27 protein-coding genes are annotated in these 23,343 nt (G+C 68.1%); 16 read left to right on the plus strand and 11 right to left on the minus strand.

Annotated features, from left to right (window positions below):
• Positions 1-39 precede the first annotated feature (39 nt).
• Complete coding sequence (locus PSR88_RS28040; RefSeq protein ID WP_009478777.1) at positions 40-834, plus strand: SDR family NAD(P)-dependent oxidoreductase; 795 nt, start codon at positions 40-42, stop codon at positions 832-834.
• A 20-nt stretch (positions 835-854) separates the two neighbouring features.
• Positions 855-1,385: an orotate phosphoribosyltransferase gene (gene pyrE / locus PSR88_RS28045; protein WP_011597696.1), complete on the plus strand. Its 531-nt coding sequence runs from the start codon at positions 855-857 to the stop codon at positions 1,383-1,385.
• A 57-nt stretch (positions 1,386-1,442) separates the two neighbouring features.
• Here pyrE and PSR88_RS28050 read toward each other — a convergent pair whose 3' ends face one another.
• From PSR88_RS28050 to PSR88_RS28065, 4 genes are all read right to left on the minus strand, one after another.
• Positions 1,443-2,711, minus strand: a complete 1,269-nt coding sequence (locus PSR88_RS28050; RefSeq protein WP_016883554.1) for an MFS transporter — start codon at positions 2,709-2,711, stop codon at positions 1,443-1,445.
• 34 nt (positions 2,712-2,745) lie between these two features.
• The gene (locus tag PSR88_RS28055) at positions 2,746-3,186 is read right to left on the minus strand and encodes a MarR family winged helix-turn-helix transcriptional regulator (protein ID WP_009478779.1); all 441 of its coding nucleotides are present in this window, start codon (positions 3,184-3,186) and stop codon (positions 2,746-2,748) included.
• Positions 3,187-3,279: 93 nt separating this feature from the next.
• Positions 3,280-3,735: an SRPBCC family protein gene (locus PSR88_RS28060; protein WP_016883553.1), complete on the minus strand. Its 456-nt coding sequence runs from the start codon at positions 3,733-3,735 to the stop codon at positions 3,280-3,282.
• Positions 3,732-5,279 carry a flavin-containing monooxygenase gene (locus PSR88_RS28065; protein WP_016883552.1) on the minus strand — a complete coding sequence of 516 codons (1,548 nt, stop codon included), beginning with the start codon at positions 5,277-5,279 and terminating at the stop codon, positions 3,732-3,734. The genes PSR88_RS28060 and PSR88_RS28065 overlap by 4 nt, the downstream gene beginning before the upstream one ends.
• Positions 5,280-5,409: 130 nt before the next feature.
• Here PSR88_RS28065 and PSR88_RS28070 point away from each other — a divergent pair, with 130 nt between their 5' ends.
• Positions 5,410-5,907, plus strand: a complete 498-nt coding sequence (locus tag PSR88_RS28070; RefSeq protein ID WP_016883551.1) for a DUF1992 domain-containing protein — start codon at positions 5,410-5,412, stop codon at positions 5,905-5,907.
• Between the two features lie 4 nt (positions 5,908-5,911).
• Here PSR88_RS28070 and PSR88_RS28075 read toward each other — a convergent pair whose 3' ends face one another.
• Positions 5,912-7,180, minus strand: a complete 1,269-nt coding sequence (locus tag PSR88_RS28075) for a benzoate/H(+) symporter BenE family transporter (RefSeq protein WP_016883550.1) — start codon at positions 7,178-7,180, stop codon at positions 5,912-5,914.
• A 245-nt stretch (positions 7,181-7,425) separates the two neighbouring features.
• On the opposite strand from PSR88_RS28075, the gene PSR88_RS28080 reads away from it, so the two are divergent.
• Positions 7,426-7,719 (plus strand): hypothetical protein, encoded by a 294-nt coding sequence (locus PSR88_RS28080; protein WP_016883549.1) that lies wholly within the window; start codon positions 7,426-7,428, stop codon positions 7,717-7,719.
• A 5-nt stretch (positions 7,720-7,724) separates the two neighbouring features.
• On the opposite strand, the gene PSR88_RS28085 is transcribed toward PSR88_RS28080, so the two are convergent.
• Positions 7,725-8,366, minus strand: a complete 642-nt coding sequence (locus tag PSR88_RS28085; protein WP_016883548.1) for a ScbR family autoregulator-binding transcription factor — start codon at positions 8,364-8,366, stop codon at positions 7,725-7,727.
• 103 nt (positions 8,367-8,469) lie between these two features.
• Here PSR88_RS28085 and PSR88_RS28090 point away from each other — a divergent pair, with 103 nt between their 5' ends.
• Positions 8,470-9,198 carry a lysoplasmalogenase gene (locus tag PSR88_RS28090; protein WP_009478786.1) on the plus strand — a complete coding sequence of 243 codons (729 nt, stop codon included), beginning with the start codon at positions 8,470-8,472 and terminating at the stop codon, positions 9,196-9,198.
• On the opposite strand, the gene PSR88_RS28095 is transcribed toward PSR88_RS28090, so the two are convergent.
• The gene (locus tag PSR88_RS28095; protein ID WP_009478787.1) at positions 9,182-9,628 is read right to left on the minus strand and encodes a hypothetical protein; all 447 of its coding nucleotides are present in this window, start codon (positions 9,626-9,628) and stop codon (positions 9,182-9,184) included. The genes PSR88_RS28090 and PSR88_RS28095 overlap by 17 nt on opposite strands.
• A 114-nt stretch (positions 9,629-9,742) precedes the next feature.
• On the opposite strand from PSR88_RS28095, the gene PSR88_RS28100 reads away from it, so the two are divergent.
• The 5 genes from PSR88_RS28100 (at position 9,743) to PSR88_RS28120 (ending at position 14,830) form a co-directional block, all read left to right on the plus strand.
• The gene (locus PSR88_RS28100; RefSeq protein ID WP_009478788.1) at positions 9,743-10,339 is read left to right on the plus strand and encodes a hypothetical protein; all 597 of its coding nucleotides are present in this window, start codon (positions 9,743-9,745) and stop codon (positions 10,337-10,339) included.
• A 4-nt stretch (positions 10,340-10,343) separates the two neighbouring features.
• Complete coding sequence (locus tag PSR88_RS28105; protein ID WP_009478789.1) at positions 10,344-11,036, plus strand: TrmH family RNA methyltransferase; 693 nt, start codon at positions 10,344-10,346, stop codon at positions 11,034-11,036.
• A gap of 34 nt (positions 11,037-11,070) precedes the next feature.
• On the plus strand, positions 11,071-12,189 hold the full coding sequence (locus PSR88_RS28110) for a glycoside hydrolase family 76 protein (protein ID WP_009478790.1): 1,119 nt from the start codon (positions 11,071-11,073) through the stop codon (positions 12,187-12,189).
• A 68-nt stretch (positions 12,190-12,257) separates the two neighbouring features.
• Entirely contained in the window at positions 12,258-13,613 is a 1,356-nt protein-coding gene (locus PSR88_RS28115; protein ID WP_016883547.1) for an LLM class flavin-dependent oxidoreductase, read from the plus strand.
• A 50-nt stretch (positions 13,614-13,663) separates the two neighbouring features.
• Positions 13,664-14,830, plus strand: coding sequence for a GTP-binding protein (locus PSR88_RS28120; RefSeq protein ID WP_016883545.1), 1,167 nt, complete (start codon positions 13,664-13,666; stop codon positions 14,828-14,830).
• Here the strand turns inward: PSR88_RS28120 and PSR88_RS28125 are convergent.
• Together PSR88_RS28125 and PSR88_RS28130 are read right to left on the minus strand one after the other, a co-directional pair.
• Positions 14,827-15,492, minus strand: coding sequence for a DedA family protein (locus PSR88_RS28125; RefSeq protein ID WP_011597709.1), 666 nt, complete (start codon positions 15,490-15,492; stop codon positions 14,827-14,829). The two genes, PSR88_RS28120 and PSR88_RS28125, sit on opposite strands and share 4 nt — an antisense overlap.
• A 25-nt stretch (positions 15,493-15,517) precedes the next feature.
• On the minus strand, positions 15,518-16,249 hold the full coding sequence (locus tag PSR88_RS28130) for a VTT domain-containing protein (protein WP_029539527.1): 732 nt from the start codon (positions 16,247-16,249) through the stop codon (positions 15,518-15,520).
• Positions 16,250-16,453: 204 nt separating this feature from the next.
• On the opposite strand from PSR88_RS28130, the gene fbaA reads away from it, so the two are divergent.
• Entirely contained in the window at positions 16,454-17,488 is a 1,035-nt protein-coding gene (gene fbaA, locus PSR88_RS28135; RefSeq protein WP_016883543.1) for a class II fructose-bisphosphate aldolase, read from the plus strand.
• 59 nt (positions 17,489-17,547) lie between these two features.
• Here the strand turns inward: fbaA and PSR88_RS28140 are convergent, their stop codons facing one another.
• Entirely contained in the window at positions 17,548-18,678 is a 1,131-nt protein-coding gene (locus PSR88_RS28140; RefSeq protein ID WP_016883542.1) for an alginate regulatory protein AlgP, read from the minus strand.
• Positions 18,679-18,816: 138 nt separating this feature from the next.
• On the opposite strand from PSR88_RS28140, the gene PSR88_RS28145 reads away from it, so the two are divergent.
• The 4 genes from PSR88_RS28145 (at position 18,817) to PSR88_RS28160 (ending at position 21,844) form a co-directional block, all read left to right on the plus strand.
• A complete protein-coding gene (locus tag PSR88_RS28145; protein ID WP_005260038.1) occupies positions 18,817-19,233 on the plus strand; it encodes a DUF3151 domain-containing protein in 417 nt (138 codons plus the stop codon).
• 64 nt (positions 19,234-19,297) lie between these two features.
• On the plus strand, positions 19,298-20,365 hold the full coding sequence (locus tag PSR88_RS28150; protein WP_009478798.1) for an FUSC family protein: 1,068 nt from the start codon (positions 19,298-19,300) through the stop codon (positions 20,363-20,365).
• A gap of 72 nt (positions 20,366-20,437) precedes the next feature.
• Positions 20,438-21,364 (plus strand): cation diffusion facilitator family transporter, encoded by a 927-nt coding sequence (locus tag PSR88_RS28155; protein WP_009478799.1) that lies wholly within the window; start codon positions 20,438-20,440, stop codon positions 21,362-21,364.
• Positions 21,365-21,433: 69 nt separating this feature from the next.
• On the plus strand, positions 21,434-21,844 hold the full coding sequence (locus PSR88_RS28160) for a hypothetical protein (protein WP_016883541.1): 411 nt from the start codon (positions 21,434-21,436) through the stop codon (positions 21,842-21,844).
• Between the two features lie 3 nt (positions 21,845-21,847).
• On the opposite strand, the gene PSR88_RS28165 is transcribed toward PSR88_RS28160, so the two are convergent.
• The gene (locus PSR88_RS28165; RefSeq protein WP_016883540.1) at positions 21,848-22,309 is read right to left on the minus strand and encodes a pyridoxamine 5'-phosphate oxidase family protein; all 462 of its coding nucleotides are present in this window, start codon (positions 22,307-22,309) and stop codon (positions 21,848-21,850) included.
• A 63-nt stretch (positions 22,310-22,372) separates the two neighbouring features.
• Here PSR88_RS28165 and PSR88_RS28170 point away from each other — a divergent pair, with 63 nt between their 5' ends.
• Positions 22,373-23,329, plus strand: a complete 957-nt coding sequence (locus PSR88_RS28170; protein ID WP_011597716.1) for a helix-turn-helix transcriptional regulator — start codon at positions 22,373-22,375, stop codon at positions 23,327-23,329.
• Positions 23,330-23,343 lie beyond the last annotated feature (14 nt).

The raw sequence follows: 23,343 nt of genomic DNA on the forward strand, positions 1-23,343 counted from the left end.
CCGCGCACAGGCGCGCAGCGCCTTGCTACCGTCACCGGTATGTCGACGCCCCCCAGTTCCGCCCGACCCGTTGCCCTCGTCACCGGCCCGACGTCGGGGCTCGGTGCCGGTTTCGCGAGGAAGTTCGCGTCTCTCGGTTACGACCTCGTGCTCGTCGCGCGTGACGAATCCCGCTTGCAGGCCCTCGCCGACGAGATGAAGGCGTTGTTCGACACCGAGTCCGAGATCCTGCAGGCCGATCTGGCGACGGCGTCCGGGCGCGAGGAAGTGGCGCAGCGCCTCGGGAAGGGTGTCGAGGTGCTGGTCAACAACGCCGGATTCGGCACGTCGGGCGAATTCTGGACGGCGACGCCGGAGCTGTTGCAGTCCCAGCTGGACGTGAACGTGACCGCCGTCATGCAGCTGACCCGCGCGGCGCTTCCCACGATGATCGCGTCGGCGAACGGCACCGTCATCAACGTGGCGAGCGTCGCCGGCCTGCTGTCCGGGCGGGGATCGACCTATTCGGCGAGCAAGGCGTACGTGATTTCGTTCTCCGAGGGATTGGCGAACGGGCTGGGCGGCACGGGTGTGCGGATCCAGGCGCTGTGCCCGGGGTTCATTCGCACCGAGTTCCACGAGCGCGCGGGCATCGAGATGAGTTCGATTCCGAAGCCGATGTGGCTGAGCGTCGACCAGGTGGTCGCGGCGTCGCTGGCCGACCTCGAGGACGGCAAGGTCGTGAGCATTCCCGGTCTCCAGTACAAGGTGCTGACGACTGCCGGTCGCCTCGTCCCGAAGAGTCTGGTCCGAAGGTTGACCAACGTGTTCGGCCGGGGGCGTGCCCGCACGTAGAGGTGGGTAGGGTTTCGGGCATGAGTGATCGCGAGGATTTGGCCGCGTTGGTGCGTGAGCTGGCTGTTGTGCACGGCAAGGTGACGTTGTCTTCGGGCAAGGAAGCCGACTACTACGTGGACCTTCGCCGCGCCACGCTGCATCACGAGGCGGGCCCGCTGATCGGGAAGTTGCTGCGTGAACTGGTGGCGGACTGGGAATTCGACGCCGTCGGCGGACTGACGATGGGTGCCGACCCGGTGGCGATGGCCGTGATGCACGCCCCGGGCAGGCCGATCGATTCGTTCGTGGTGCGCAAGGCCGCGAAGGCGCACGGCATGCAGCGGCAGATCGAGGGGCCGGACGTCGTCGGCAAGCGTGTCCTCGTCGTCGAGGACACCACGACCACGGGCAACTCTCCGCTCACCGCGGTGAAGGCGTTGCGCGACGTCGGGGCGATCGTCGTGGGTGTCGCGACCGTCGTCGATCGCGCTACCGGTGCCGACGAGGTGATCGCGGCCGAGGGTCTCGAGTACCGTTCGCTCCTGGGTCTCCCCGACCTGAATCTCTGACCGCACACATGAGTGGCGAAGTGTGCCGAGGCACGCTTCGCCACTCGCGTGGGGTGGTCAGTCGGCGTCGGCGACCGTGACGGCCAGTGCTTCCTCGACGCTGTGCGGTTCGGGATCGTGCTCGTCGACGTGGGCGAGGACCTTGCGTCCGGTCGCGAGCACGATGATCGCGGCGGCGGTGCACACGGCGCCGACCCAGAACGGCATGTGGATGTTGCTCTCACCGAGCTTGCCCGCGACCCACGGTGCGGCCGCGCCGCCGACGAAGCGGACGAAGCTGTACGCCGCGGACGCCGTCGACCGCTCGACGGGTGCGGAGATCATGACGGTCTCGGTGATGAGCGTGTTGTTGACACCGAAGAAGAGCCCGGCGAGCACGACACCGACGACGAGCACGGTCTTGTTGTCGGTGAATGCGGCCATCATGGCGAGGTCGAGGGCGAACAGCGCGAGGGCCAGCATCATCATCGGCAGCGTGCCGAAGCGCCGCTGCAGCCGCGGGGCGAGGAACACCGACGCGACGGCCAGCGCCAGGCCCCACCCGAAGAAGATGAATCCGATCGAGTATGTGCCCATGTCGAGGGGGAACGGTGTGTACGCGAGCAGTGTGAAGAAGCCGTAGTTGTAGAGCAGTGCGGTGATCGCGACGGTGAGCAGGCCGCGGTGGCGCAGGGCGAGGAACGGCGCGGCGATCGACGTGCGGTGTTCCGGTTTGGGCGCGGACGGCAGCATCACGACGATGAGGATGAACGCGACGGCCATCAGGGCTGCGACGCCGAAGAACGGTGCGCGCCAGCTGATGTTGCCGAGGACACCACCGACCAGCGGGCCGACGGCGATGCCGATGCCCAGCGCGGCCTCGTAGAGGATGATGGCCCGGGCGACGCCGCCGCTGGCCGCGCCGACGATGGCGGCGAGCGCGGTGGCGATGAACAGGGCGTTGCCCAGTCCCCAGCCGGCGCGGAAGCCGACGATCTGCCCGATGGTGCCGGAGCTGCCTGCCAGCGCCGCGAACACGACGATGACGGCGAGTCCGGTGAGGAGGGTCTTCTTGGCGCCGATCCGGCTCGACACGACGCCGGTGATGAGCATCGCGACACCGGTGACCAGCATGTAGCTGGTGAACAGCAGCGACACCTGGGACGGCGTGGCGTCGAGTTGTTCGCCGATCGGCTTGAGGATCGGGTCGACGAGCCCGATGCCCATGAACGCGATGACACTGGCGAAGGCGACTGCCCACACCGACTTCGGCTGGTGGAGGAGGCTCGGTGGAGCCTCGCTGGATGTGCTGTTCGTGACGGTTGCGGTCGTGGTGCTCACGGCCACCTCCTTCGATGTACGTCGGGGTGTGGATGGGTGGTCAGGCGCGCGCCGACGACTTGACGATCGAGCGCAGTTCCGACAGGCCCTGTGTCAGTCGTTCGAGTTGCTCGGGTTCGAGGTCCGCGAAGTGCGGGGCGAGTGCACCCGCGATCTCGTTGCGGGCCACGGTCAGCCATTCGCGGCCCAGGTCCGTGATGGACACCCGGACTGCCCGGGCGTCCTCCGGATCGGGTCGGCGGGCGACGTATCCGCGATCGGCCAGCTTCTGGAGGAGGGCGGTGGCGGACGGTTGCGAGCATCGGTCGATGCGGGCGAACTCGCTGATCCGAATCTCGCCCTGGTCGTCGAGCAGGGCGAGGGCACGTGTCCACGGCCGGGGGTGAGCCTCGGATCCGAAGGAGCTCGCGAGCCTGGTGAATCGGTGAGAATTCGTGACCAGGTCGACGAGCAGGCTCTGCAGCCGTGTGTCGTCGTCCATGGGAAACACATTACATAGGCTAACTAACTATGTACACCCGACGAAGAGCCGCGCGGCCCGCATCCGCCCCTCGGCGAGTGCGGGCCGCGAAGCTCAGGACGAGTGCTTCGCGCCCTGCTCGACCTGACGCCGCAGGGTGGCGTCGGTATGGCGGATCGCCTGCGCGACGAACGGCTCGATGATCTTGCCGAGCGCCTTACCCGCGAGTCCACCGGGCAGGTCGTAGCGGAAGTCGACCGTCAGGCGGGTCTCGGTCTCGCCGATTGCCTCGAACTGCCACCGCGACTGGGTGTACAGGCCGTCGATCGATTCGAGCTCGATCACCGAATTGCGTTCCCACTCGGTGACCTTCACCACAGAGCCGAGAGTCTTGGGGCCGACCTTCATCGCGGCGTCGTAGACCGCGCCGAGGCCCCGGTCCTGGTCGCCGATCGGATCGAACTTCGTGATCCCGAACATCCAGGACGGGACGTGGCGATAGTCGTCCACGTAGTCGAACGCGGCCGCGACCGGTGCGCCGGCGACGGCAGTGTGATGGATCTCGATCATCGTGACTTTCCTGACGGGTGGAGGGCGGGGGACTGCTCTGTCCGGTACGGCCGGATGGCGTAGTTCTCGAGGTCGAATCGGGCGAGGCGACGGCGAAGGGACCCGGTGGACCAGGGCCACGCGGCGAAGTTCCTGCCGTCGGCGTCGAGGTAGTAGCTACTGCAACCGCCGTTGTTGAAGACGGTGGGCTCCAGACCCTTCTGCACGGCGTCGTTGAACCGGCGGAACGGCTGATCGCGCACTTCGAGCACTTCGATGCCCTGTCGCTCCGCCTTGGTGAGTCCGTCGATCACGTAGTCGAGCTGGGTCTCGGCCAGTCCGAGAAACGAGTTGTACACCAAGATGTTCGGGCCCAGCATGATGTACGCGTTCGGTGCGCCGGGCGTCGTGGTGGCCAGGTAGGCCTCGGGGCTCTTCGACCACTTCTCCGACAGCAGCGTTCCGTCCCGGCCGCGGATCCGGCTCGCGATCGGTGGATGGCTCACGTCGAAGCCGGTGCCGAAGATGATGACGTCGACCTCGTGGCGGGTGCCGTCGGCTCCGACGACCACGCGTCCGTCGACCTCGGCGAGGGCGTGCGGAATCAGCTCGACGTTGCTTTTCGTCAGCGCCGGAAGATACGTGTTGGACAGCAGGAGGCGTTTGCACCCGAGCGTGAAGTTCGGTGTCAGGGCCGCGCGAAGTGCCGGGTCCGGTACCTGCCTGGCCAGCCACCGGGTACCGATGGGGTTGAGGAGCCGGGCGGTACGTTCGCGGCGCATCACCCAAGTGAGTGTCCGCAGGATGACATCGAGGAGCCGCCGGAGCGCGCGCTGCACTGCGGGCACCCGCGCGAACGCCCACTGGGCGATGCGGGGGAACGGAAAGTCCAGGCGCGGCACCACCCAGGCCGGGGTGCGCTGGAAGACGTACAACTCCTCGACGTCCGGCTGGATCTCGGGGATGAACTGCACCGCGGACGCGCCGGTGCCCACGACGGCGACCCTCTTCCCGGTGAGGTCGACGTCGTGGTTCCAGCGGGCGGAGTGGAAGATGTCGCCGTCGAATCCGTCGATTCCGGGTACGGCAGGCGTGCTCGGTTCGGTGATGGGGCCCGCCGCGAAGATCACGTGCTGGGCGACGATCGTGCCGCGGCTGGTGTCGAGGATCCAGCGTCGGCGCTCGTCGGACCACGCGGCTTCGCGAACGTCGGTCTGCATCGAGATCCTGGACTGCAGACCGAACGTGTCGACGGTGTCCTCGATGTAGGACAGCAGCTCCGGTTGCAGGGCGAAGTTGCTGCGCCACCGCGGATTGGGGTGGAAGGAGAACGAGTACACGGGGGCGGGGATGTCGACACCGCACCCGGGGTACGTGTTCTCCCGCCACACGCCCCCGACGCGAGCGGACTTCTCCAGGACGAGGAAGTCCGTGATGCCGGCGCGTTCGAGCTTGACCGCGGCGGCGATCCCGGACAGTCCGGCGCCGACCACGACGACGCGCAGGTGCCGCTCGTCTCCGCCGCCGTCGGGTGCGGCGGCGTGCTGAGTGGTTGTCGCTGTCATGGCTTCTTCCCTGGGTGGATGCGGAACCGTCGTCACCAGTCCAGTTATCTGAGACGCATTGTCACAGTAAAATGAAGTATGTGTCTTGGCAAGTGCCGTCGGTAACCCCGGGTGGACGGGTCCTGGAAGAATGTCCTCCGTGACCGAGCGCAAACCTCCCGGGGTGAGCTTCGAGAGCTGGATCGACAAGCAGATCCGGTTGGCTCAGGAGCGCGGCGACTTCGATGATCTCCCCGGCGCGGGCAAGCCGATTCCGGCGGGCGATGTCGACGACGAACTGTGGTGGGTGAAGAACTACCTTCGCCGCGAGAATCTGCCCACCGACTCGCTGCTTCCCACTCCGCTGCAGCTGCGGAAGGAGATCGAGCGGTTGCCCGACACGATCCGCGGTCTGCCGTCCGAGCGGGCGGTGCGGGACGTGGTGGCCCAGCTCAACCTGCAGATCGTCGCCTGGTTGCGGGCGCCCTCCGGTCCGCGGATCCCGGTGAGCCCGGTCGATGCGAACGAGGTCGTCGCGACCTGGCGGCAGCAGAACCCGCCGTCGCCGAAGCCGCCGGTGACGGCGTCGCCGGAACCCGATCCGGATCCGCCCCGGACAGGCACGCGGTGGTGGCGGCGGGGACGGTGACGGATCACTCCTTCCGGAAATCCCCCGATTCCATCACCCGGGACACGAGCAGTCCGGCGATCAGCCCCCAGAATGCGGCCCCGATGTTGAGGAACTGCACGTTCGACACGGTCACGAGGAAGGTCACGAGAGCGCCGAGCGTGTGCCGGGAGCTGAACGCGGCGACGAACGAACCCTGCAGCGCCCGGAGCATCGCGAGCCCGCCGAGCGTGGCGACGAACGCGACCGGGGTGGCCAGCATCAGCTGACCGAACAGCGGCGCGAACAGGCCGACGACCATGGCGAGCAGCCCGCAGACGACGGCCGCCGTGTACTGCCTGGTGCGCTGCCCCGACGCCACCAGCAGGGCGTTGGTCGGACCCGTCAGGCACGTCGAGACGGCTCCGACAGCGGAGGTGGCGAGGGACCAGACCCCGCACAGGACGGTGCCGACGTTCATCGGCGGCTTGTGGCCGGCGGACGTCAGCACGGCCGCGCCCTGACCGTTCTGCACGACGATGACCGTGATCGCCAGCGGCACGACCAGTTCGGTGATCGCCTGCCAGGTGAACTGCGGAGCCTGGAACATCGGTGCCGCGATCCAGGGTGTACCCGAGCCGGTCGGGTGGAAGCGGCCCGTGACCGCCACCGCGGCTGCCCCGACGAGCAGTGCGCCGAGGATCGGTGGCATCCACCGGCCGAGCGCGGCGCGCGATGCCAGGACGACGAAGACGACGACCATCGGAACGGCCACGGCCGCATCGGTTCCCACGGCACGGACCAGGTCGGTGCCGAACTTCAGGAAGACGCCGGCCACCATGGCCATGACGATCGGCATCGGGAGCATCGCCATGACCTGACGCACCCGCCCGGTCAGTCCGAGGGCGAGGACCAGTAGCCCGGTCACCAGAAACGCGCCGAGGACCTCCGGCCACGACAGGTGGGTGAGCGAGCCGCCGACGATGATCGTGCCGGGGATCGTCCAGAAGAACGCGAGCGGCTGACGGTACAGCCAGCTTGCGAGGGCGGTCATGATGCCGTTGAGGAAGAAGACGCCGAAGATCCACGATGCCATCTGCTGGGGCGACAGTCCGCCCGCGGAGCCGGCGGCCAGGATCACGGCCACGGGCCCCGTCGCGGAAAAGATCAGGCCGATCAGCCCGTTGGCGGCGTAGGTGGCGCCGAGGTCGCCGATCAGGCGGCGCGGGCCCGCGGGCGGCCACGGCGGTCGTTCGAAGCGAGGGGGACGCGTCTGCACGTCGTCGCTGCGAGTCGGTTCCTCGGTGGTCGTCATGAGGCCTTCCTGCTCGGGCGATGCTCAGGATGTACGCAGAGCGGTCATTCCATCCGCACTGCGTACATCCTGGCTGTGGTCTGGATAATATCCACCCGCGTCCCGAAGCCCCACGCCGGGCCGCTGAACCCTGGGTGGGGCGCATTCCATCCCTGGGGTGCACGACACTCGGGCGGCATCACGACAGACTCGAAAGTGTCGACTCGACACCACCCGCACCGACGAACCATGCGAAGAAGGGCCACATGGCTGAACTCACCCGAATTCCCCGGGAGCGACGCACCGCGTCCGCGCGGCGCGCCACGGTGGCACCGCAGCGTGAACCACGTTGCGTAGTCGAACGGACGTCGACGTTCCTGGCCTACGGCCTACTCGCGTTGTTCGGCGGGCTCGGCATCTTCGGAACGATCTGCTCGGTCGATGCCATCCCGGACGGCGCGCGGATCGCCGTCGTCCAGCCGACGCCGACGCAGTCGCACCCGCTCGATCTGCCACATCCGGCGCCGGACACTCCCGAGCCCACTCCCGGCGGGGTCTGAGCCCGTCAGGACGCGACGTCGTCTCGCAGTGACGCGAGTTCGAGCAGGCGGGGCAGCATGTCCTCCGACGCGATCGAGGGCAGGAGCAGCGCCCACATGTCGGCCAGTCGCTCGTACAGGTCGGAACGTCCGGTCAGTGCCTCCGACACCAACTGCATGCCGGTGAACGAACTGACCAGGAACCGGGCGAGTGCCGCAGGGTCGACGCTCGCGCGCAGCTCACCCGCCTCCCGTGCCTTGCCGGCGAGTGCGACGAGGGTGTCGGTCCAGTCGATGTACGGATCTGTGGCCGGGCCGCGGGACGTACCGAGTTCCAGGGTGAGTCGCACCCCCGCGCGCACGATGGGTTCGGTCAGCAGCTGGCGCGCCATCTCCTTGGCGCACAACAGGATCGCCTCCATCGGTGACTGCGCCGTCGCGAGCACTCGCTGCGCTGCCAGCATCGCCATGGCGTGCTGTTCCTTGATCACGGCCCAGGCGAGTGCTTCCTTGGACTCGAAATGAAAGTACAAGGCGCCCTTCGTCACGTCGGCATAGGAGAGGATCCCGCTCAGGCTGGCACCGCCGTACCCGAGCTTCTCGAAGCTCAGTGCCGCGCCCTCGAGTACCTGATGGCGGGTGGCTGCCGCGCGCGCCTGTTTTGCCATCACCTGTGCCCTCACAATCGCGGATTCTCCGTCGCGTCCACTCTCAAGTCAACCACTCTTCGGGCCGGTAACCTCGGCACGTCCGCGAGTGTGGGAGGAAGACGTGAAGTCGAAGAACAACTGGGGTGTCGAGCACGCGGTGTTCGCCGGTGCGACACTGGCCACCGTCGTCGGGGCCGTCACCGGACGTGAACGGTGGCAGCAGGTCGCGAAACCACTGATCGCGCCCGCGCTCGCCGCCCGCGTGCTGCGGCGCCGCGCCGACACGGACCCCGCCGACGCCGCGCTCCTCCTCGCCGGTCTCACGGCCGCGACCGTGGGCGACGTCTTCATGATCGATCCCGACGACGACGCCCGCCTGGTGCGTGGCGCGTCCTCGTTCGCCGTCATGCAGGTCGGCTATTCCGCGTTGTTGCTGCGCCGGGGCGCCCGGCCCACCGCGCCCGCACTGCTTCCCCGGTTCGCCGGCTGGGCAGGCGCGGCGGCGCTGCTCCGCGGGCGGGCGAAGGAGGTCGCCGTGCCGCTGACCGCGTACGGGTCGCTGCTCGGCACCACGTCGACCCTGTCGGCCGATCCGTCCCTCGCGCCCGGCGCGGCCGTCGTCGCGAATGTGGCCGTGCCCGGCGCCGACCGTCGCAGCTGGCTCGGCGTGGGCGGGATGCTGTTCACCGCCTCCGACGGCCTGATCGTGGTGCGGCGCTTGTTCATCCGGGGTGAGCGGGGGAGGGCTGTGGCGGAAGGCGTGATCCTCGCCAGCTACGCGGCGGCCCAGTTGCTGCTCGTCGAGGGGATGCTCACGCTCGGGCGCCGCCGGGTCACGGGCAGAGCATGATGTGGTCCCGGTCCTTCGGATCCACGAGGATGGTGATCGTCTCGCCGGGAACGAAGCGGGTCGCGTTCTCCCGCCGCACCTCGTAGACGACGCGTCCGGCGTAACTCTCGGAACCGGGCACGGTCAGCCGCAGATCCAATTCGGTGAGCTCGCCGTTGTCGGGGGTGCGGCTGAGCGGAGTGGCGTGCTCGATCCGCGCCCAGCCCTCGAGCCCGTGTCGTTCGAGTAGGCGGTCGGCGCGGCTGGGCCGTTCGGCCGCCATCATCCCGAACCCCAGCGCCGAACCGAAGGCGGCGACCAATCCCATGATCTGGTACGGGATGGTGGCCGGAGGGGTGTGCTCGATCAACCATCCCAGCCAGACGGCGAGGACGATGACGTAGCCGACCGTGACGAAGCAGACCGTCCGCACGATGCGCTGATGATTCATCGATTGCCTCCACCTCCAGGTTAGCCCGTCCCGGCGTCGCCGAGGCGGCCCCACCGCCGCACTGCCGTTAGAGTGCAGTGTCGGCAGCAGGTAAGCGTGTGTGGAGGTGGCCGTATGGCGTGGCGTCGGGTGTCGTTGGTGTGTCTGAGCATTGGCTCGGCCATGATGCTCGCAGGGTGTGGTGGGTCCTCGGACGCGGTGGCTCCGCCGCCGTCCACGACGACTGTCGCGGCTCCTGTGACCACCACCACGACCACGGTTCCGCCGACCACCACCACGACCGTTGCGCCGCCGCCCACGACGACGGAGGCGCCGACCACGACGCTCGTCGACGTCCCCTACGAGCACAACGAGTCGTACTTCTTCACGTCCCCGGACGGCGGGTTCCAGTGCGGCATCATCAAGCTGCCGAACCGCACCGAGGCCGGATGTCAGGGGTCGACGAGCCCGGTGCCGCCGCGCCCGGCCGACTGCATGGTCGACTGGGGTCACGGCATCCGCGTCGAGAACGACGGCGAGGCGTCGTTCATGTGCGCGGGTGGCCTCGTCTACACGTCGGGCGGCGACGAACCGGACGCGGCCCTGCCCGCCGGGGCGAAACTGACCAAGCTCGGCTACACGTGCAGCACCACGGCCACGGCCGTCACGTGCACCAACGACGAGACGTCGCACGGTTTCACCGTCGCTCCCGATTCGAACCAGACGTTCTGACGTCATGAGCGGAGTCGAAACCGGCCGGGTCGAGGTCGAAAACGCCGAGGCGGGGCCGACCGAATGGGGGGACAACCCGAACGGCGTGGGCCCGTGGACCGAGGAACACGACACCCCGGTCCCCGCCGACCCGCGCTACGACCCCGAACTGCTGGCCGGCGGCGATCGCCGTAACGTGGTCGACGCCTACCGGTACTGGACACGGGAAGCGATCGTCGCGGACATCGACAGCCGCCGCCACCCGCTGCACGTGGCCATCGAGAACTTCGGCCACGACGCGAACATCGGGACGGTGGTGCGCACCGCCAACGCGTTCGCCGCCGCCGCAGTCCACATCGTGGGACGTCGACGCTGGAACCGGCGCGGGGCCATGGTCACCGATCGGTACCAGCACGTCCTCCACCACTCGGACGTCGACGGCCTCGTCGAGTTCGCACGTGAGCGGGGTCTCACCATCGTGGCCGTCGACAACACGCCCGGATCCGTCCCGCTCGAGACGGCGAGTCTGCCCCGTGACTGCGTGCTCCTGTTCGGCCAGGAGGGGCCGGGAGTCACGGACCAGGCGAAAAAGGTTGCGGCGATGACGGTGTCGATCGCTCAGTTCGGTTCCACCCGCAGCATCAACGCGGGCGTAGCCGCAGGAATCGCCATGCATGCGTGGGTTCGTCAGCACGCCGACCTCGACCGTGCCTGGTAGCGGAACCCCCGGCGAATAGGCAAGATCAACTCTCATGCAGGACTCGTGGTCGGCGCGCGCGGACGCCGCTGAAGAAGCGGTGGTGAGCAGGCACCTTCGCCGGCTGTGGGCGCTCCCGGGCACCACCCTGGGCGTCGTCGCCTGGCCGGCGGTGCGGCGCGAGCGGCTGTTCCTCAGCTGGCACTACTGGTGGCAGGCCCACCTGCTCGACTGCGCCGTGGACGCGCTCGAACGGGACCCCACGCCGCGCCGTCGCCGTCGCATCGTGAAACTGGCGCGCAGCCACCGTCTGCGGAACGTGTCGGGCTGGACCAACAACTATTACGACGACATGGCCTGGCTGGGTATCGCCCTCGAGCGTGCCCAGCGAATGCACTTCATAGACAACAGAAGTGCGGTGCAGGCGCTCGAATCCCAGTTGTTCGACGCCTGGGCGCCCGAGGCCGGGGGCGGCATCCCGTGGCGGAAGGGCTCGAACTTCTACAACGCACCGGCCAACGGGCCCGCAGGGATCATGCTGGCCCGCACCGGAAAGCTGTGGCGCGCCCAGGCCACGGCCGACTGGATCGACGACACGCTGCGGGACGTGCACACCAACCTGATCGTCGACGGCATCCATCCGGGCGGTGAGATCGAAAGGAACGTCTACTCGTATTGTCAGGGCGTCGTGCTCGGTCTCGAAACCGAACTCGCCGTGCGCCTCGGTTCGCCGCGGCACCGCAACAGGACGCACCGGCTCGTCGACGCCATCGACGAGCACCTCGCACCCGACGGCGTCATCGACGGCGGCGGTGGGGGAGACGGTGGCCTGTTCAACGGGATCCTCGCGCGGTATCTGGCGTTGACCGCGGTGATGCTGCCGTGGGAATCGCCTGCCGACATCAGGGCGCGGGAGATCGCCGCCCAGCTCGTGCTGAGCTCCGCGGAATCGGCCTGGGAGAACCGGCTGCAGATCGAGGGGCAGCCGCTGTTCGGCCACGATTGGACCAAGCAGGCGCAGCTGCCTGGGCTGGGCGGGGGAATCGCCACGTTCACCGGGGGCACCGTGCGGTCGTCCGGGATCCCGGAACGCGACATGTCCGTCCAGCTCGGAGGCTGGATGCTGATGGAGGCCGCGCACATGGTCTCCGCGGCAGGGTATCCGCGACGCTAGAGCGACGGTTCGAATCACGCGAAAATTAACCGTGTCGTCCCCGATTCGGCGCTGTTAGACAGTTCGTTATGTCAGATCAACAGCGGCAGCTGAGTCTCAACGCGTTCATCTACCCGGCCGGGCACCACGAGTCGGCGTGGCGCCACCCGCTCACGACGCCCGAGCGGCTGTACGACGTCTCCTACTTCCAGGACATCGCGCGGACCGCGGAAGCCGCGAAGCTGGACGCGATCTTCTTCGCCGACGGCCCGGCCCTGCGCAGCGACGTCGAGCACGGCGCCGCCGGAGCGCTCGAACCCATCACGCTGCTGACCGCCATCGCGACCGCCACCGAACGGATCGGTCTGATCGCGACCGCGTCCACGACGTACTTCGAGCCCTACAATCTGGCGCGGCTGTTCGCCTCCCTCGACCACATCTCCCACGGCCGGGCCGGCTGGAATATCGTGACCACCGGAACCGACCTGGCGGCCGCCAACTTCGGGCTGGCCAGCCACCCCGACCACGCCGACCGCTATGCGCGGGCGCGGGAGTTCGTCGACGCGACCGTCAAGCTGTGGGACAGCTGGGAAGACGACGCCATCCTGATCGACAAGGCCGCGGGCATCTACGCGGACCCGTCGAAGATCCACGAGATCAACTACGTGGGCCGCCACCTGCGGGTGCGGGGACCGTTCAACGCGCCACGCTCCCCGCAGGGCCACCCGGTGCTGGTGCAGGCGGGTGCGTCCAACGAGGGCCGCGCATTCGCGGGCCAGTACGCCGAGGCCATCTTCACCGCGCACCAGCGGCTGTCGGACGGGCAGGCGTTTTACGCGGACGTCAAACAGCGCGCGACGCAGTACGGTCGCAACCCTGAGCACGTGAAGATCCTTCCCGGTATCAGCCCGTTCCTCGGCGACACCGAGGCCGAGGCCCGCGACCTGGAACGCGAATTCAACGAACTCACGTCGCCCGAGTACGGGCTCGCCCAGCTCGAGGGCCTCACGGGTTCGAGCGTGCGACACCTCGAACTCGACGCCCCCGTGCCCGCCGGACTGTTCGGCGACGCCGGCGACGTCACGGACAACCAGCAGAGTCGCCTGCAGGTGATCGCCGGGATCGTCGAGCGGGAGAACCCGACTCTGCGTGGATTGCTGCACCGTCTCGCCGGTGCGCGCGGGCACCGAGTGGTCGTCGGGACGCCGCTGCAGGTGGCCGACACCATCGAGGAATGGTTCACGCAGGGCGCGGCCGACGGTTTCAACGTCATGCCGCCGTACTACCCGGGCGGTCTCGAGGTGTTCGCGGAGAAGGTGGTCCCGATCCTGCAGGAGCGTGGACTGTTCCGCACCGAGTACTCGGGCACCACACTGCGCGACCACTTCGGTTTGCCCCGCCCCGAGAGTCAGTACGCGGACGCGTCCGGCGCTGTCGCGTTGTAGTCGAGTGCGCCGGCGAATCCCGGCTTAATGAAAACAGTTATCATTTCTGGATGACTGTCACCCGGCCACTCCCCGTCACCGTCCTGTCCGGCTTCCTCGGCGCGGGCAAGACCACCCTGCTCAACCACCTCCTCGCGAACCGGGACGGCCGGCGCGTCGCCGTCATCGTCAACGACATGAGCGAAGTGAACATCGTCCCCCAAGCACTTCGTGCAGGGGGTCCCCCAGCCGCCCTCGTCGCCGGGCAGGGACACCTGGACCGGACGCAGGAGAAACTCGTCGAGCTCACCAACGGCTGCATCTGCTGCACCCTGCGGGAAGACCTCGTCGAGGCCGTCGCGCGGCTGGCGAAGGAGGGCCGGTTCGACCATCTCGTCATCGAATCGACCGGCATCTCCGAACCGATGCCCGTCGCCGCCACGTTCGACTGGGAGTTCGAGGGCGGGCTCAGCCTCGGATCGGTGGCCGCCCTCGACACGATGGTGACGGTCGTGGACGCGGCGACGTTCCTCGGCGAGCTGGCCAAGGGCGAGCGACTCGACGACCGCAACCTCGAGGCGGGGGAGGGCGACGAGCGCAGCATCTCCGACCTGCTCGTCGACCAGGTGGAGTTCGCCGACGTCATCCTGCTGAACAAGACGGATCTGGTGAGCGAGAGTGCTGCCGGCGCGGTGGAAGCCACGGTGCGCAGGCTCAACCCCACCGCGAGACTGCTGCGCACCACGCGCGGCGTCGTGGATCCCGGCGAGGTTCTCGGGACGGGCCGGTACAACCCGGAGGCCGCCGCCGATCTGCCCGGCCGGGCCGAGGAACTGGCAGGGGGCCACACCCCGGAGACCGAGGAATACGGCATCCGCAGCGTCACCTACCGGGCGTCGCGGCCGTTCCACCCCGCCCGGCTCGATCAGGCGCTGGGGCGGTTCACCGGCGTGCTCCGGAGCAAGGGGTTCTGCTGGATCGCCAGCCGCCCCGACCTCGCCGCCGTGTGGTCGCAGGCCGGCCCGAACCTGGTGATCGAGCCGGCCCAGCTGTGGGCGTCCGCGGACGAGACACCGGGGCAGGAGATCGTGTTCATCGGTGTCCGCCTCGACCCCGACGGTCCGCGGCGCATCCTGGACCCGGCGCTGCTCACCGACGACGAACTGGCGTCAGGATCGGCGGCGTGGGTGCGCTTCGACGACCCGCTGCCCGCGTGGGAAGCGGTGCATCGGCACTAGTCGAGTACTTCTTCGACGGCCACTTCTTCAGGCGGCCGCGCCATCTCCTGCCGGTAGTGCCACACCCCGAGCGCGGTGCCGATCACCAGCAACGCGACCATCCCGGCGAGCACGGCCGGCATCAGCCACGACACCCGGTCCAGGAACGAGCCGAAGTAGAAGCCGATGAGCAGCAGAACAGGTGCCCAGAAGATGGCGCCGATGGTGCTCGCGATCGTGTACTTGGTGTGGTTCATCTTGGCCGCACCGGCGACCAGCGGGCACAGGGTGCGGACCCACGGAATCCAGCGGGCGATGAGCACTGCCCAGAAGCCGTGCTTCTCCAGCAGGACGTTGACCTTGTGGAGGTTGGCGTAGTTGAGATACTTCCCGCCCTTGCGGGCCAGGATGCGGTTGCCGGTGCGGTGACCGATGACGTACCCCACCTGGTTTCCGCAGATGGCGGCGATCATCGCGCCGACCGACAACGCCCACACGTGGCCGGAGCCCGACGCATGGTTGGCCAGCACGATTCCGGCGGTGATCAGCATCGAGTCGCCGGGCAGGAACAGGCCCAGGATCACCGCGCACTCGATGAACACGAACGCGAGGACGACGACCCAGACCAGCGCTGGGCCGGCCGAGACGAGAGGCCCGAAGCTGCCTGCTGCCGTGGTGACCATCGTCAGTGCGCTACCCCGATCGGTTTCAGGACGTCGGATCGGTGGGGGTGGTGACGGGTTGCGCGTCCTCGGTCGTGGAGCCCGCGCTCTGACGGGACCTCACGACGCGCTTGCCCACCTCGACGATGATCGGCAGGACCGACACGAAGACGATCAGCAGGAAGATGATGTCGACGTTGTCGCGGATGAACTCGATCTGACCGAGCAGGTAGCCGAGCAGTGTGACACCGGCGCCCCACAGGACGCCGCCCACGATGTTGTACGTCAGGAACAGCGAGTACTTCATCCGCGACGCACCCGCGACGACCGGCGCGAACGTACGCACGATCGGAACGAACCGGGCAAGGATGATGGTGATCGGGCCGTGCTTCTCGAAGAAGGCGTGCGACTCGTCGATGTACTTCTTCTTGAAGAACCGCGCGTCGTCGTTCTTGAACAGGGCGGTACCGCCCTTGCTGCCGATGAAGAAACCCACCTGGTCGCCGAGGATCGCGGCGATCGGGATCAGAATCAGAAGCACCCCGATGGGGGCGAACGGTTCGATCTCCGTCGACTTCGACGCGGCGATGAGTCCCGCGGTGAAGAGAAGCGAGTCGCCGGGGAGCAGGGGGAACAGCAATCCCGACTCGATGAAGACGACCAGGAGAAGTCCGACGAGCACCCACGTGCCGAAGGAGTTGAGGAGGTTCACCGGGTCGAGGAATCCCGGCAACAACGCGAGGTTGGTCACGGAATCCGATGCTGCCTGCACAATCACGGCCCTCAGCGTACCGGCGTATTCCCCGACTGACGGAATACTGCAGGTCATGGAGTTTCGGCCGGGTCGTGGACCTGCCGAAACGGGGCGCCGTGACAGCCACCGGGAGACGTACGCTACCGGTATTGCCATACTGCTAGGACCACATCGCGCGCTGCGCTGATCGCGCGCGCCGAAATCGACTCTTTATGGAGGACTGCCGCCGTGCCAATCGCGACTCCCGAGGTCTACGCCGAGATGCTTGGTCGGGCCAAGGAGCACTCCTTTGCCTTCCCCGCCATCAACTGCACTTCTTCCGAAACCATCAACGCCGCCATCAAGGGCTTCGCGGACGCCGGTAGTGACGGCATCATCCAGTTCTCGACCGGTGGCGCCGAGTTCGGTTCGGGCCTGGGCGTCAAGGACATGGTGACCGGCGCGGTCGCACTCGCCGAGTTCGCACACGTGATCGCCGCGAAGTACGACGTCACGATCGCCCTGCACACCGACCACTGCCCCAAGGACAAGCTCGACACGTTCGTCCGGCCGCTGCTCGAGATCTCGAGGCAGCGCGTCGAGGCCGGCCGCAACCCGCTGTTCCAGTCCCACATGTGGGACGGGTCGGCTGTCCCGATCGACGAGAACCTGGAAATTGCCCAGGAGCTCCTCGCCAAGGCGAAGGCCGCCAACATCATCCTCGAGGTCGAGATCGGCGTCGTCGGTGGTGAAGAGGACGGCGTGGAAGCGGAGATCAACGACAAGCTCTACACCTCGCCCGAGGACTTCGAGAAGACCGTCGACGCGCTCGGCACCGGCGAGAACGGCAAGTACCTGCTCGCCGCCACGTTCGGCAACGTGCACGGCGTCTACAAGCCGGGCAACGTGAAGCTGCGTCCCGAGGTGCTCGAGACCGGCCAGAAGGTCGCCGCCGCCAAGCTGGGCCTGTCCGACAGCTCGCAGCCGTTCGACTTCGTCTTCCACGGCGGATCGGGCTCGCTGAAGTCGGAGATCGAGGCTGCGCTGAACTACGGCGTCGTGAAGATGAACGTCGACACGGACACCCAGTACGCGTTCACCCGCCCGATCGTGGGCCACATGTTCAGCAACTACGACGGCGTCCTGAAGGTCGACGGCGAGGTCGGCAACAAGAAGGTCTACGACCCGCGCAGCTACCTGAAGAAGGCCGAGGCCGGCATGGCGGCCCGCGTCGTCGAGGCCTGCAACGACCTCAAGTCCGCGGGGCGTTCCGTCTCCGGATAGGCGCTTCGCGCCCGTGCGCCCTTCCGGTAGCCACCGCTACCGGAAGGGCGCACAGTCGTTTATCGGGGGTCGCAGATCTTCCAGGTGCCGTCGACCTTCTCGAGGTTGAACGTGCGCCACGACTGCTCGCCGGGGTTGGCGGCCGTGTGGGCCTTCACCTGGGCGATGGCGCTGTCGCCGGTGATCTGCACGGCGTCGACGCCGCCGACCACCGGAATGTTCTGCTGGTTCACGGCGACCTGGTGGACCTCGGCGAAATCCTGATCCGAGATGCCCTGGTAGTACTCGGCGAGGCTGCCGCAGGTGCTGGTACGCAGCGTCGCCAGATCGCCCTGGGTGAGCGCCGCGACGAACGTGTCGATCGTTCCCTGCACCTGCGCCTCGGGTGAGTTCTCGGCCTGGTTGTTGTTGTAGACCACCACCCCGGCGACCGCGATGGCGGCGACGACGATGACGCCGGCGGCGATCGCGGCGAACAGCCACGCCTTGCCGTGCCTCTTCGCGGGCTGCTGCGCCGCGGCGACGCGTTGCGGCGCGCTCTGCTGGGGCGGCAGCACCCGCTGCGGTGCGGCCTTCGGCGGTGTGGGCGCCGGCCGCGGGGGAGCGGGCGGCGGCGGCACGGGCCGCGCGTTCTGAGGCTGGTTCGCCTGTGCGGCGGGTCGGGGCGGTGGCGGCGTCGCCGGGACCGCGGGCTTCGTCACCGGGATCGCGACCGTCTCGTCGTCGGACGGCGGTTTCGCCTGCGCCTGCGCCGCCGGGTTCTGTGTGGTGGGTGGGCGGTGCATCTTCACCGTCGCGGCGTCGCCCGAGGCCGGCACGCCCTTCTGCGTCGGGATCGCGGTGGTGGCCGCCTCGGATGCCTTGTCCGCGGGTTTCGCGGCGGCGTTCGCGCCGGCCTGAGGTGCCTCGGCTCGCGGGCGTGGCGCGGGAGGCTTGGGCAGTTCGGGCTGCGGCTCGTCGGCCTTCTTCTCTGCTGCCTTCTCTGGCGCCTTCTTCTGCGGGGGCTTCGGCTCGGGCGACTTCGGTGCGGCGGGCTCGGCGCCCGCCGCGGGCTGCGCGCTCTTCGCGGGCTTCGCGGTCGTGTCGGCGCCACCCGTGCCCTTGCCGGTGGTAGTGCCGGCCGCGGCCGGGCCGGACGGTGTGTCCGCGGCCGGCTTCTGAGTCGATTCGTCTTTCTTCGGGTCCTGCACTCGCTGCCCCTCGGTCTGCAGAGAAATGAACGTTGGGGGCAGCCTAACGACATCGTGCGTCATCGGAGACCGGGACAGGGCGCGTCGCGGACGCGGGCCGACGCAGTGACGGCGCCGCGGCGGGGGCACAATAGGCGCATGACGTCTTTCGGTGACCTTCTCGGACCACAGCCCACGCTGCTCCCCGGGGACGACGAGGCCGAGTCGGCCCTGTTGAACCACGAGGATCCGGCTTCCGTCGCAGCCGCCCATCCCACCGCATCCATCGCATGGGCCTACCTGGCAGAGGCGGCCCTCCAGGCCGACGAGACCATCGCGGCGTACGCCTACGCGCGCACCGGGTACCACCGTGGACTGGACCAGTTGCGTCGCAACGGGTGGAAGGGTTTCGGCCCGGTTCCGTACAGCCACGAACCCAACCGTGGTTTCCTCCGGTGCGTCGCCGTGCTGGCGAAGGCGGCGAAGGCGATCGGCGAAACGGACGAGTACGCGCGGTGCCTCGATCTGCTCGAGGACTGCGATCCCCGAGCCGCCGAAGCGCTTGGCGTCGGTTAACGCCCTCAGCTCGGCGAAAGTCCGTGGCCGGGACGGGCTGAGGACTTCGGCCCAGCGACTGCGGGTGTCGGCACTGCCCATCCTGCAGTGCGCGATCGCTGCCGGCGCCGCCTGGTGGGTGGCGACGGTGGTGATCGGTCACCCGACGCCGTTCTTCGCGCCGATCGCGGCGGTGGTGTCGCTGGGGCTGTCGCTCGGCGCCCGCCTGCGCCGTTCCGTCGAATTGGTGGCTGGTGTCACGATCGGGATCGGGGTCGGCGACCTCATCGTCTCCGTCATCGGGAGCGGTACCTGGCAGATCACTCTCGTCGTGATGCTGGCGATGTCCGCGGCCGTATTGCTGAACAGCGGACCGATCTTCTCGATGCAGGCGGGTAACTCCGCGGTGCTCGTGGCGACGCTGCTGCCACCCGGCGGCACCGCGGGCATCGACCGCATGGTGGACGCCTTGACCGGTGGTCTGGTGGGGATCGCCGTCGTCGCGCTGATTCCCACACATCCCGTGGGGCGGGCGCGGAAGTACGCCGCGAACATTCTCGGGACCGCGTCCGAGGTGATGCAGCTGCTGGCCGACGGTCTGGTGGCCAACGACGACAAGCCCATCGAGCAGGCCCTCCAAAAGGCGCGGGCAACGCAGGCGTCCATCGACACGCTGCGGACCCACCTCGCGGGCGGCCGTGAGATCAGCCGAATCTCGCCGCTGTACTGGAACACCCGCGGCCGGCTCGAACGACTCACCGCGGCCGCGGACCCACTCGACAATGCGTTGCGCAACATCCGGGTTCTCGCGCGGCGTTCGCTCACGCTGGTGCGTGACGACGAGATTCTCAACCCACGGCTCGTCGACCAGGTAGAGAAACTCGCCCACGCCTTGGAGACCCTCCGGCAGATGGCGCTCGCCGACCCCGGGCAGCAACCCGATCAGGCGGAGGCGGCGCGGGTGCTGCGTTCGGTGGCGTCCGGATTGAAACCGGAACTGGTGGAGAACGCGGGCTTGTCGGCCACGGTCGTCTTCGCGCAGATCCGGTCGCTGACCGTCGACCTTCTGCAGGTCGCAGGGCTGAAACGCATCTCGGCTATCGCCACCCTGCCGCCGACCGTGGAGAAGCCGGCCTATCGTCCCGAGCTATGACCGCCCGAGCGCGCTGTTGAACATATGCGTATGTACGCATATGATCGGCACAACTCGGGAGGAGGCTCACCCATGGGAGTCGGTCACGGCCATTCGCACGGCCATACGCAAGGCAGCGGTGAGGTAGGCCCGTCGCGGGGGCGGATCCGCCGCATGGTGATCGCTCTCGTCATCCTCCTCGCATTCCTGGTTCTCGAGGTCGTCGTCGGTCTGACCGTCAACTCCCTGTCGCTGCTCGCCGACGCCGGGCACATGCTGACCGACGTCGTCGGAATGTCGATGGGGCTCGTCGCACTTGTCCTGGCACGCAAGGGCAGTGCCACCGCGGCCCGGACCTTCGGCTGGCATCGCGCCGAGGTGCTCACGGCCATGGCCAACGCCGCGATGCTGCTCGCCGTCGCGGTCTGGGTGTTCTACGAGGCGATCTCCCGCATCGGCGACGCCCCCGAACTTCCCGGCATGGCGCTGATCCTCACCGCAACCGTCGGACTCGCCGCGAACCTCGTGGTGATGCTGATGCTGCGCGCCGATTCCAAGGACAGCCTGGCAGTCCGCGGCGCCTACCTCGAAGTGCTCGCGGACGCCGTCGGCAGCGTCGGCGTCCTTATCGCCGGCGGCGTCGTGCTGGCGTTCGACTGGGCCTACGCCGACATCATCGTCGGTGTCCTCATCTCGCTGTGGGTGGTGCCGCGGGCGATGAAACTCGCCGCCGCGTCACTGCGCATCCTCACGCAGGCATCCCCCGAGGACGTCGATGTCGAATCGGTGCAGGCCGACCTCGAAGCGCTGCCAGGGGTCACCGGTGTGCACGACCTCCACGTGTGGACGCTCACGACGGGAATGGACGTGGCCACCGTCCACCTCACCACGGACGCCGACTCGTCCGTCGTCCTCGAATCGGCGCGGACCGTCCTCGAGAGCCACTTGCTCTCGCACGCGACAGTGCAGGTGGAATCCACCGCCAACGGACGCCACTGCGCCGAGAACGTCACCTGGTAGGCGCCCTGTCTGTTTCGTCCGGTATCGCGGCGGGAAATCGTTGCGGGACGACTCACGAAGGGGAACATCATGTCCACTCTCGCAGCGTTCGCACGACCCGTCGCCGTTGCCGCACTCGGTGCGGCCGCCCTCTTCGCAGCGCCGGCCACCGCCTCCGCGGCGCCGTTCATGCCCGATCCGCTGGCGAACTGTAAGCCCGCCGCGACGCTCGATGTCGAAAAGGAAGGCAACGAGGTCGAGTGGGAGTTCGAGGGGCCGAAGGACGCCACGACCGACGCTCAGGTGACCTACCTCAACATCGGCGGCCAGGCGCCGACGATCGGCTCGTCCGGGCCGTTGACGAACGGTGAGGGTATCGAACGCGAACTGCCCGGATTCACAGCCCATCTGATCCCCGGCGGAACCTACGATCCGGACGGTCCTGCCAAGAACGGCGCTGCAACCTGCCCCCTCGGTTTCGGGTTCGCGGTCACGCAGTGACCGTCACTTGGTGAACCGGGTGACCTCCGCACCCGGCCGCCACAGATCGACGTACAGGTGGTCGCCGTCGACGGTGGTGAGCACCACCTCGTCGAGGCCGAGTTCGAAGACCTCCGCCTCGGGGATCTCGTCGGGGTAGTGCGCGAGGATCTGCTGTTTCCGCTCCCCGAGAATCTCCTCTGCGCGGCCGCTGAGCTTGGCGTCGCCGCCTTCCATCGTGTGGTGACCGGGGTTGCTGTGGAGAGAGAATCGCGGATCGCGTTGCAGGTCCTGCACTTTGCGGGCACCGACCATCGAGCCGAGTAGCAACGCGCCTTCGTAGAATTCGATCTCGGTGCCGCTCACCCTCGGGGAACCGTCCTTGCGGAGCGTCGCCAGCACGTGGTGCTTGTGCGCCTCGAAGCGTGCGGCGACAGCCTTGGCGAGGTTGGGTGCTTCGGTCTCGAACTGCGTCCAGTTGGTCATGCCGACCAGTGTGCTCTCCTATCCCTGACATCTACTGTCGGTGATTTTCACTAGGATCGGAGAATGCGTTCGAGTCGGCTGGTCGAGGTGATGCTCCGTCTGGAGGGCAGTCGCGGGGCCACCGCGCAGCAACTCGCGGACGAACTCGGGGTCTCGGTCCGCACCGTGTATCGCGACGTCACGGCGTTGTCGGCGGCCGGTGTGCCGTTGTGGACGGAGAGCGGACCCGGTGGCGGAATCCGGTTGCTCGACGGCTGGCAGTCGAAACTCGGTGGCATGACGGGCGCGGAGACGTCCGCGTTGATGTTGCTCGGCGTCCCGTCGATCGCCGACGATCTCGGTCTTCGCGACGTCGCCGCTGCAGCGCAGTCGAAGCTGTTGGGGGCGTTGCCGGTCCCGTTGCGCGCAGGGGCTCAGCTGTGGCGGGATCGGCTCTACGTCGACGCCCCCGGTTGGTTCGACGGGCCACGCGACAACGGCGAGCTCCCGGTGGTGGCGTCCTCGGTGCTCGAGGGCCGGCGTCTCGGCATCCGCTACCGCAAGGGGAGCCGTTCGGCAGCACGAACTCTCGACCCTCTGGGGTTGGTGGCGAAGGCCGGTGTCTGGTATCTCGTTGCGCAGCATCGCGGACGGACGCTGTCGTATCGCGTGTCGCGGATCAGTGACGCGACCGTGCTGAAACAAGCGTCGGTGCGGCCCGACAACTTCGATCTGGGTGCGTGGTGGACGGCGTCGGTGGCCGAATTCGATCGTGCGCTCCTGCGATTCCGGTGCCGGGTGCGGCTCTCGCCCGCGTCGTGGCAACGGCTGCCCCGGGTGGTCGGTGTGGAGGCCGCACGGGTCGAACCCGGACCGCCGGACGGCGACGGCTGGGTGACCGTAGACCTGGTACTCGAGGCCGAGGACGTGGCGCTCGACCAGTTGACCGTTCTCGGCGGGGGAGTCGAGGTGCTCGAGCCGCACTCGTTGCGAGAATCGCTGCGTGCGGTGGGAGACGCGATCGCCCGCCGGAACGGCTGAGGTGGACTACTGCC

It is taken from the genome of Rhodococcus sp. DK176, assembly GCF_038447315.2.
In the GTDB taxonomy this organism is placed as follows: domain Bacteria; phylum Actinomycetota; class Actinomycetes; order Mycobacteriales; family Mycobacteriaceae; genus Rhodococcus_F; species Rhodococcus_F jostii_A.

Excerpts from the sequence above, each read along its gene's own strand:
- PSR88_RS28040 (WP_009478777.1), top strand. The coding sequence starts at position 40 with ATGTCGACGCCCCCCAGTTCCGCCCGACCCGTTGCCCTCGTCACCGGC.
- pyrE (WP_011597696.1), top strand. The coding sequence starts at position 855 with ATGAGTGATCGCGAGGATTTGGCCGCGTTGGTGCGTGAGCTGGCTGTT.
- PSR88_RS28055 (WP_009478779.1), bottom strand. The coding sequence starts at position 3,186 with ATGGACGACGACACACGGCTGCAGAGCCTGCTCGTCGACCTGGTCACG.
- PSR88_RS28060 (WP_016883553.1), bottom strand. The coding sequence starts at position 3,735 with ATGATCGAGATCCATCACACTGCCGTCGCCGGCGCACCGGTCGCGGCC.
- PSR88_RS28065 (WP_016883552.1), bottom strand. The coding sequence starts at position 5,279 with ATGACAGCGACAACCACTCAGCACGCCGCCGCACCCGACGGCGGCGGA.
- PSR88_RS28070 (WP_016883551.1), top strand. The coding sequence starts at position 5,410 with ATGTCCTCCGTGACCGAGCGCAAACCTCCCGGGGTGAGCTTCGAGAGC.
- PSR88_RS28075 (WP_016883550.1), bottom strand. The coding sequence starts at position 7,180 with ATGACGACCACCGAGGAACCGACTCGCAGCGACGACGTGCAGACGCGT.
- PSR88_RS28080 (WP_016883549.1), top strand. The coding sequence starts at position 7,426 with ATGGCTGAACTCACCCGAATTCCCCGGGAGCGACGCACCGCGTCCGCG.
- PSR88_RS28085 (WP_016883548.1), bottom strand. The coding sequence starts at position 8,366 with ATGGCAAAACAGGCGCGCGCGGCAGCCACCCGCCATCAGGTACTCGAG.
- PSR88_RS28095 (WP_009478787.1), bottom strand. The coding sequence starts at position 9,628 with ATGAATCATCAGCGCATCGTGCGGACGGTCTGCTTCGTCACGGTCGGC.
- PSR88_RS28100 (WP_009478788.1), top strand. The coding sequence starts at position 9,743 with ATGGCGTGGCGTCGGGTGTCGTTGGTGTGTCTGAGCATTGGCTCGGCC.
- PSR88_RS28105 (WP_009478789.1), top strand. The coding sequence starts at position 10,344 with ATGAGCGGAGTCGAAACCGGCCGGGTCGAGGTCGAAAACGCCGAGGCG.
- PSR88_RS28110 (WP_009478790.1), top strand. The coding sequence starts at position 11,071 with ATGCAGGACTCGTGGTCGGCGCGCGCGGACGCCGCTGAAGAAGCGGTG.
- PSR88_RS28115 (WP_016883547.1), top strand. The coding sequence starts at position 12,258 with ATGTCAGATCAACAGCGGCAGCTGAGTCTCAACGCGTTCATCTACCCG.
- PSR88_RS28120 (WP_016883545.1), top strand. The coding sequence starts at position 13,664 with ATGACTGTCACCCGGCCACTCCCCGTCACCGTCCTGTCCGGCTTCCTC.
- PSR88_RS28125 (WP_011597709.1), bottom strand. The coding sequence starts at position 15,492 with ATGGTCACCACGGCAGCAGGCAGCTTCGGGCCTCTCGTCTCGGCCGGC.
- PSR88_RS28145 (WP_005260038.1), top strand. The coding sequence starts at position 18,817 with ATGACGTCTTTCGGTGACCTTCTCGGACCACAGCCCACGCTGCTCCCC.
- PSR88_RS28155 (WP_009478799.1), top strand. The coding sequence starts at position 20,438 with ATGGGAGTCGGTCACGGCCATTCGCACGGCCATACGCAAGGCAGCGGT.
- PSR88_RS28160 (WP_016883541.1), top strand. The coding sequence starts at position 21,434 with ATGTCCACTCTCGCAGCGTTCGCACGACCCGTCGCCGTTGCCGCACTC.
- PSR88_RS28165 (WP_016883540.1), bottom strand. The coding sequence starts at position 22,309 with ATGACCAACTGGACGCAGTTCGAGACCGAAGCACCCAACCTCGCCAAG.
- PSR88_RS28170 (WP_011597716.1), top strand. The coding sequence starts at position 22,373 with ATGCGTTCGAGTCGGCTGGTCGAGGTGATGCTCCGTCTGGAGGGCAGT.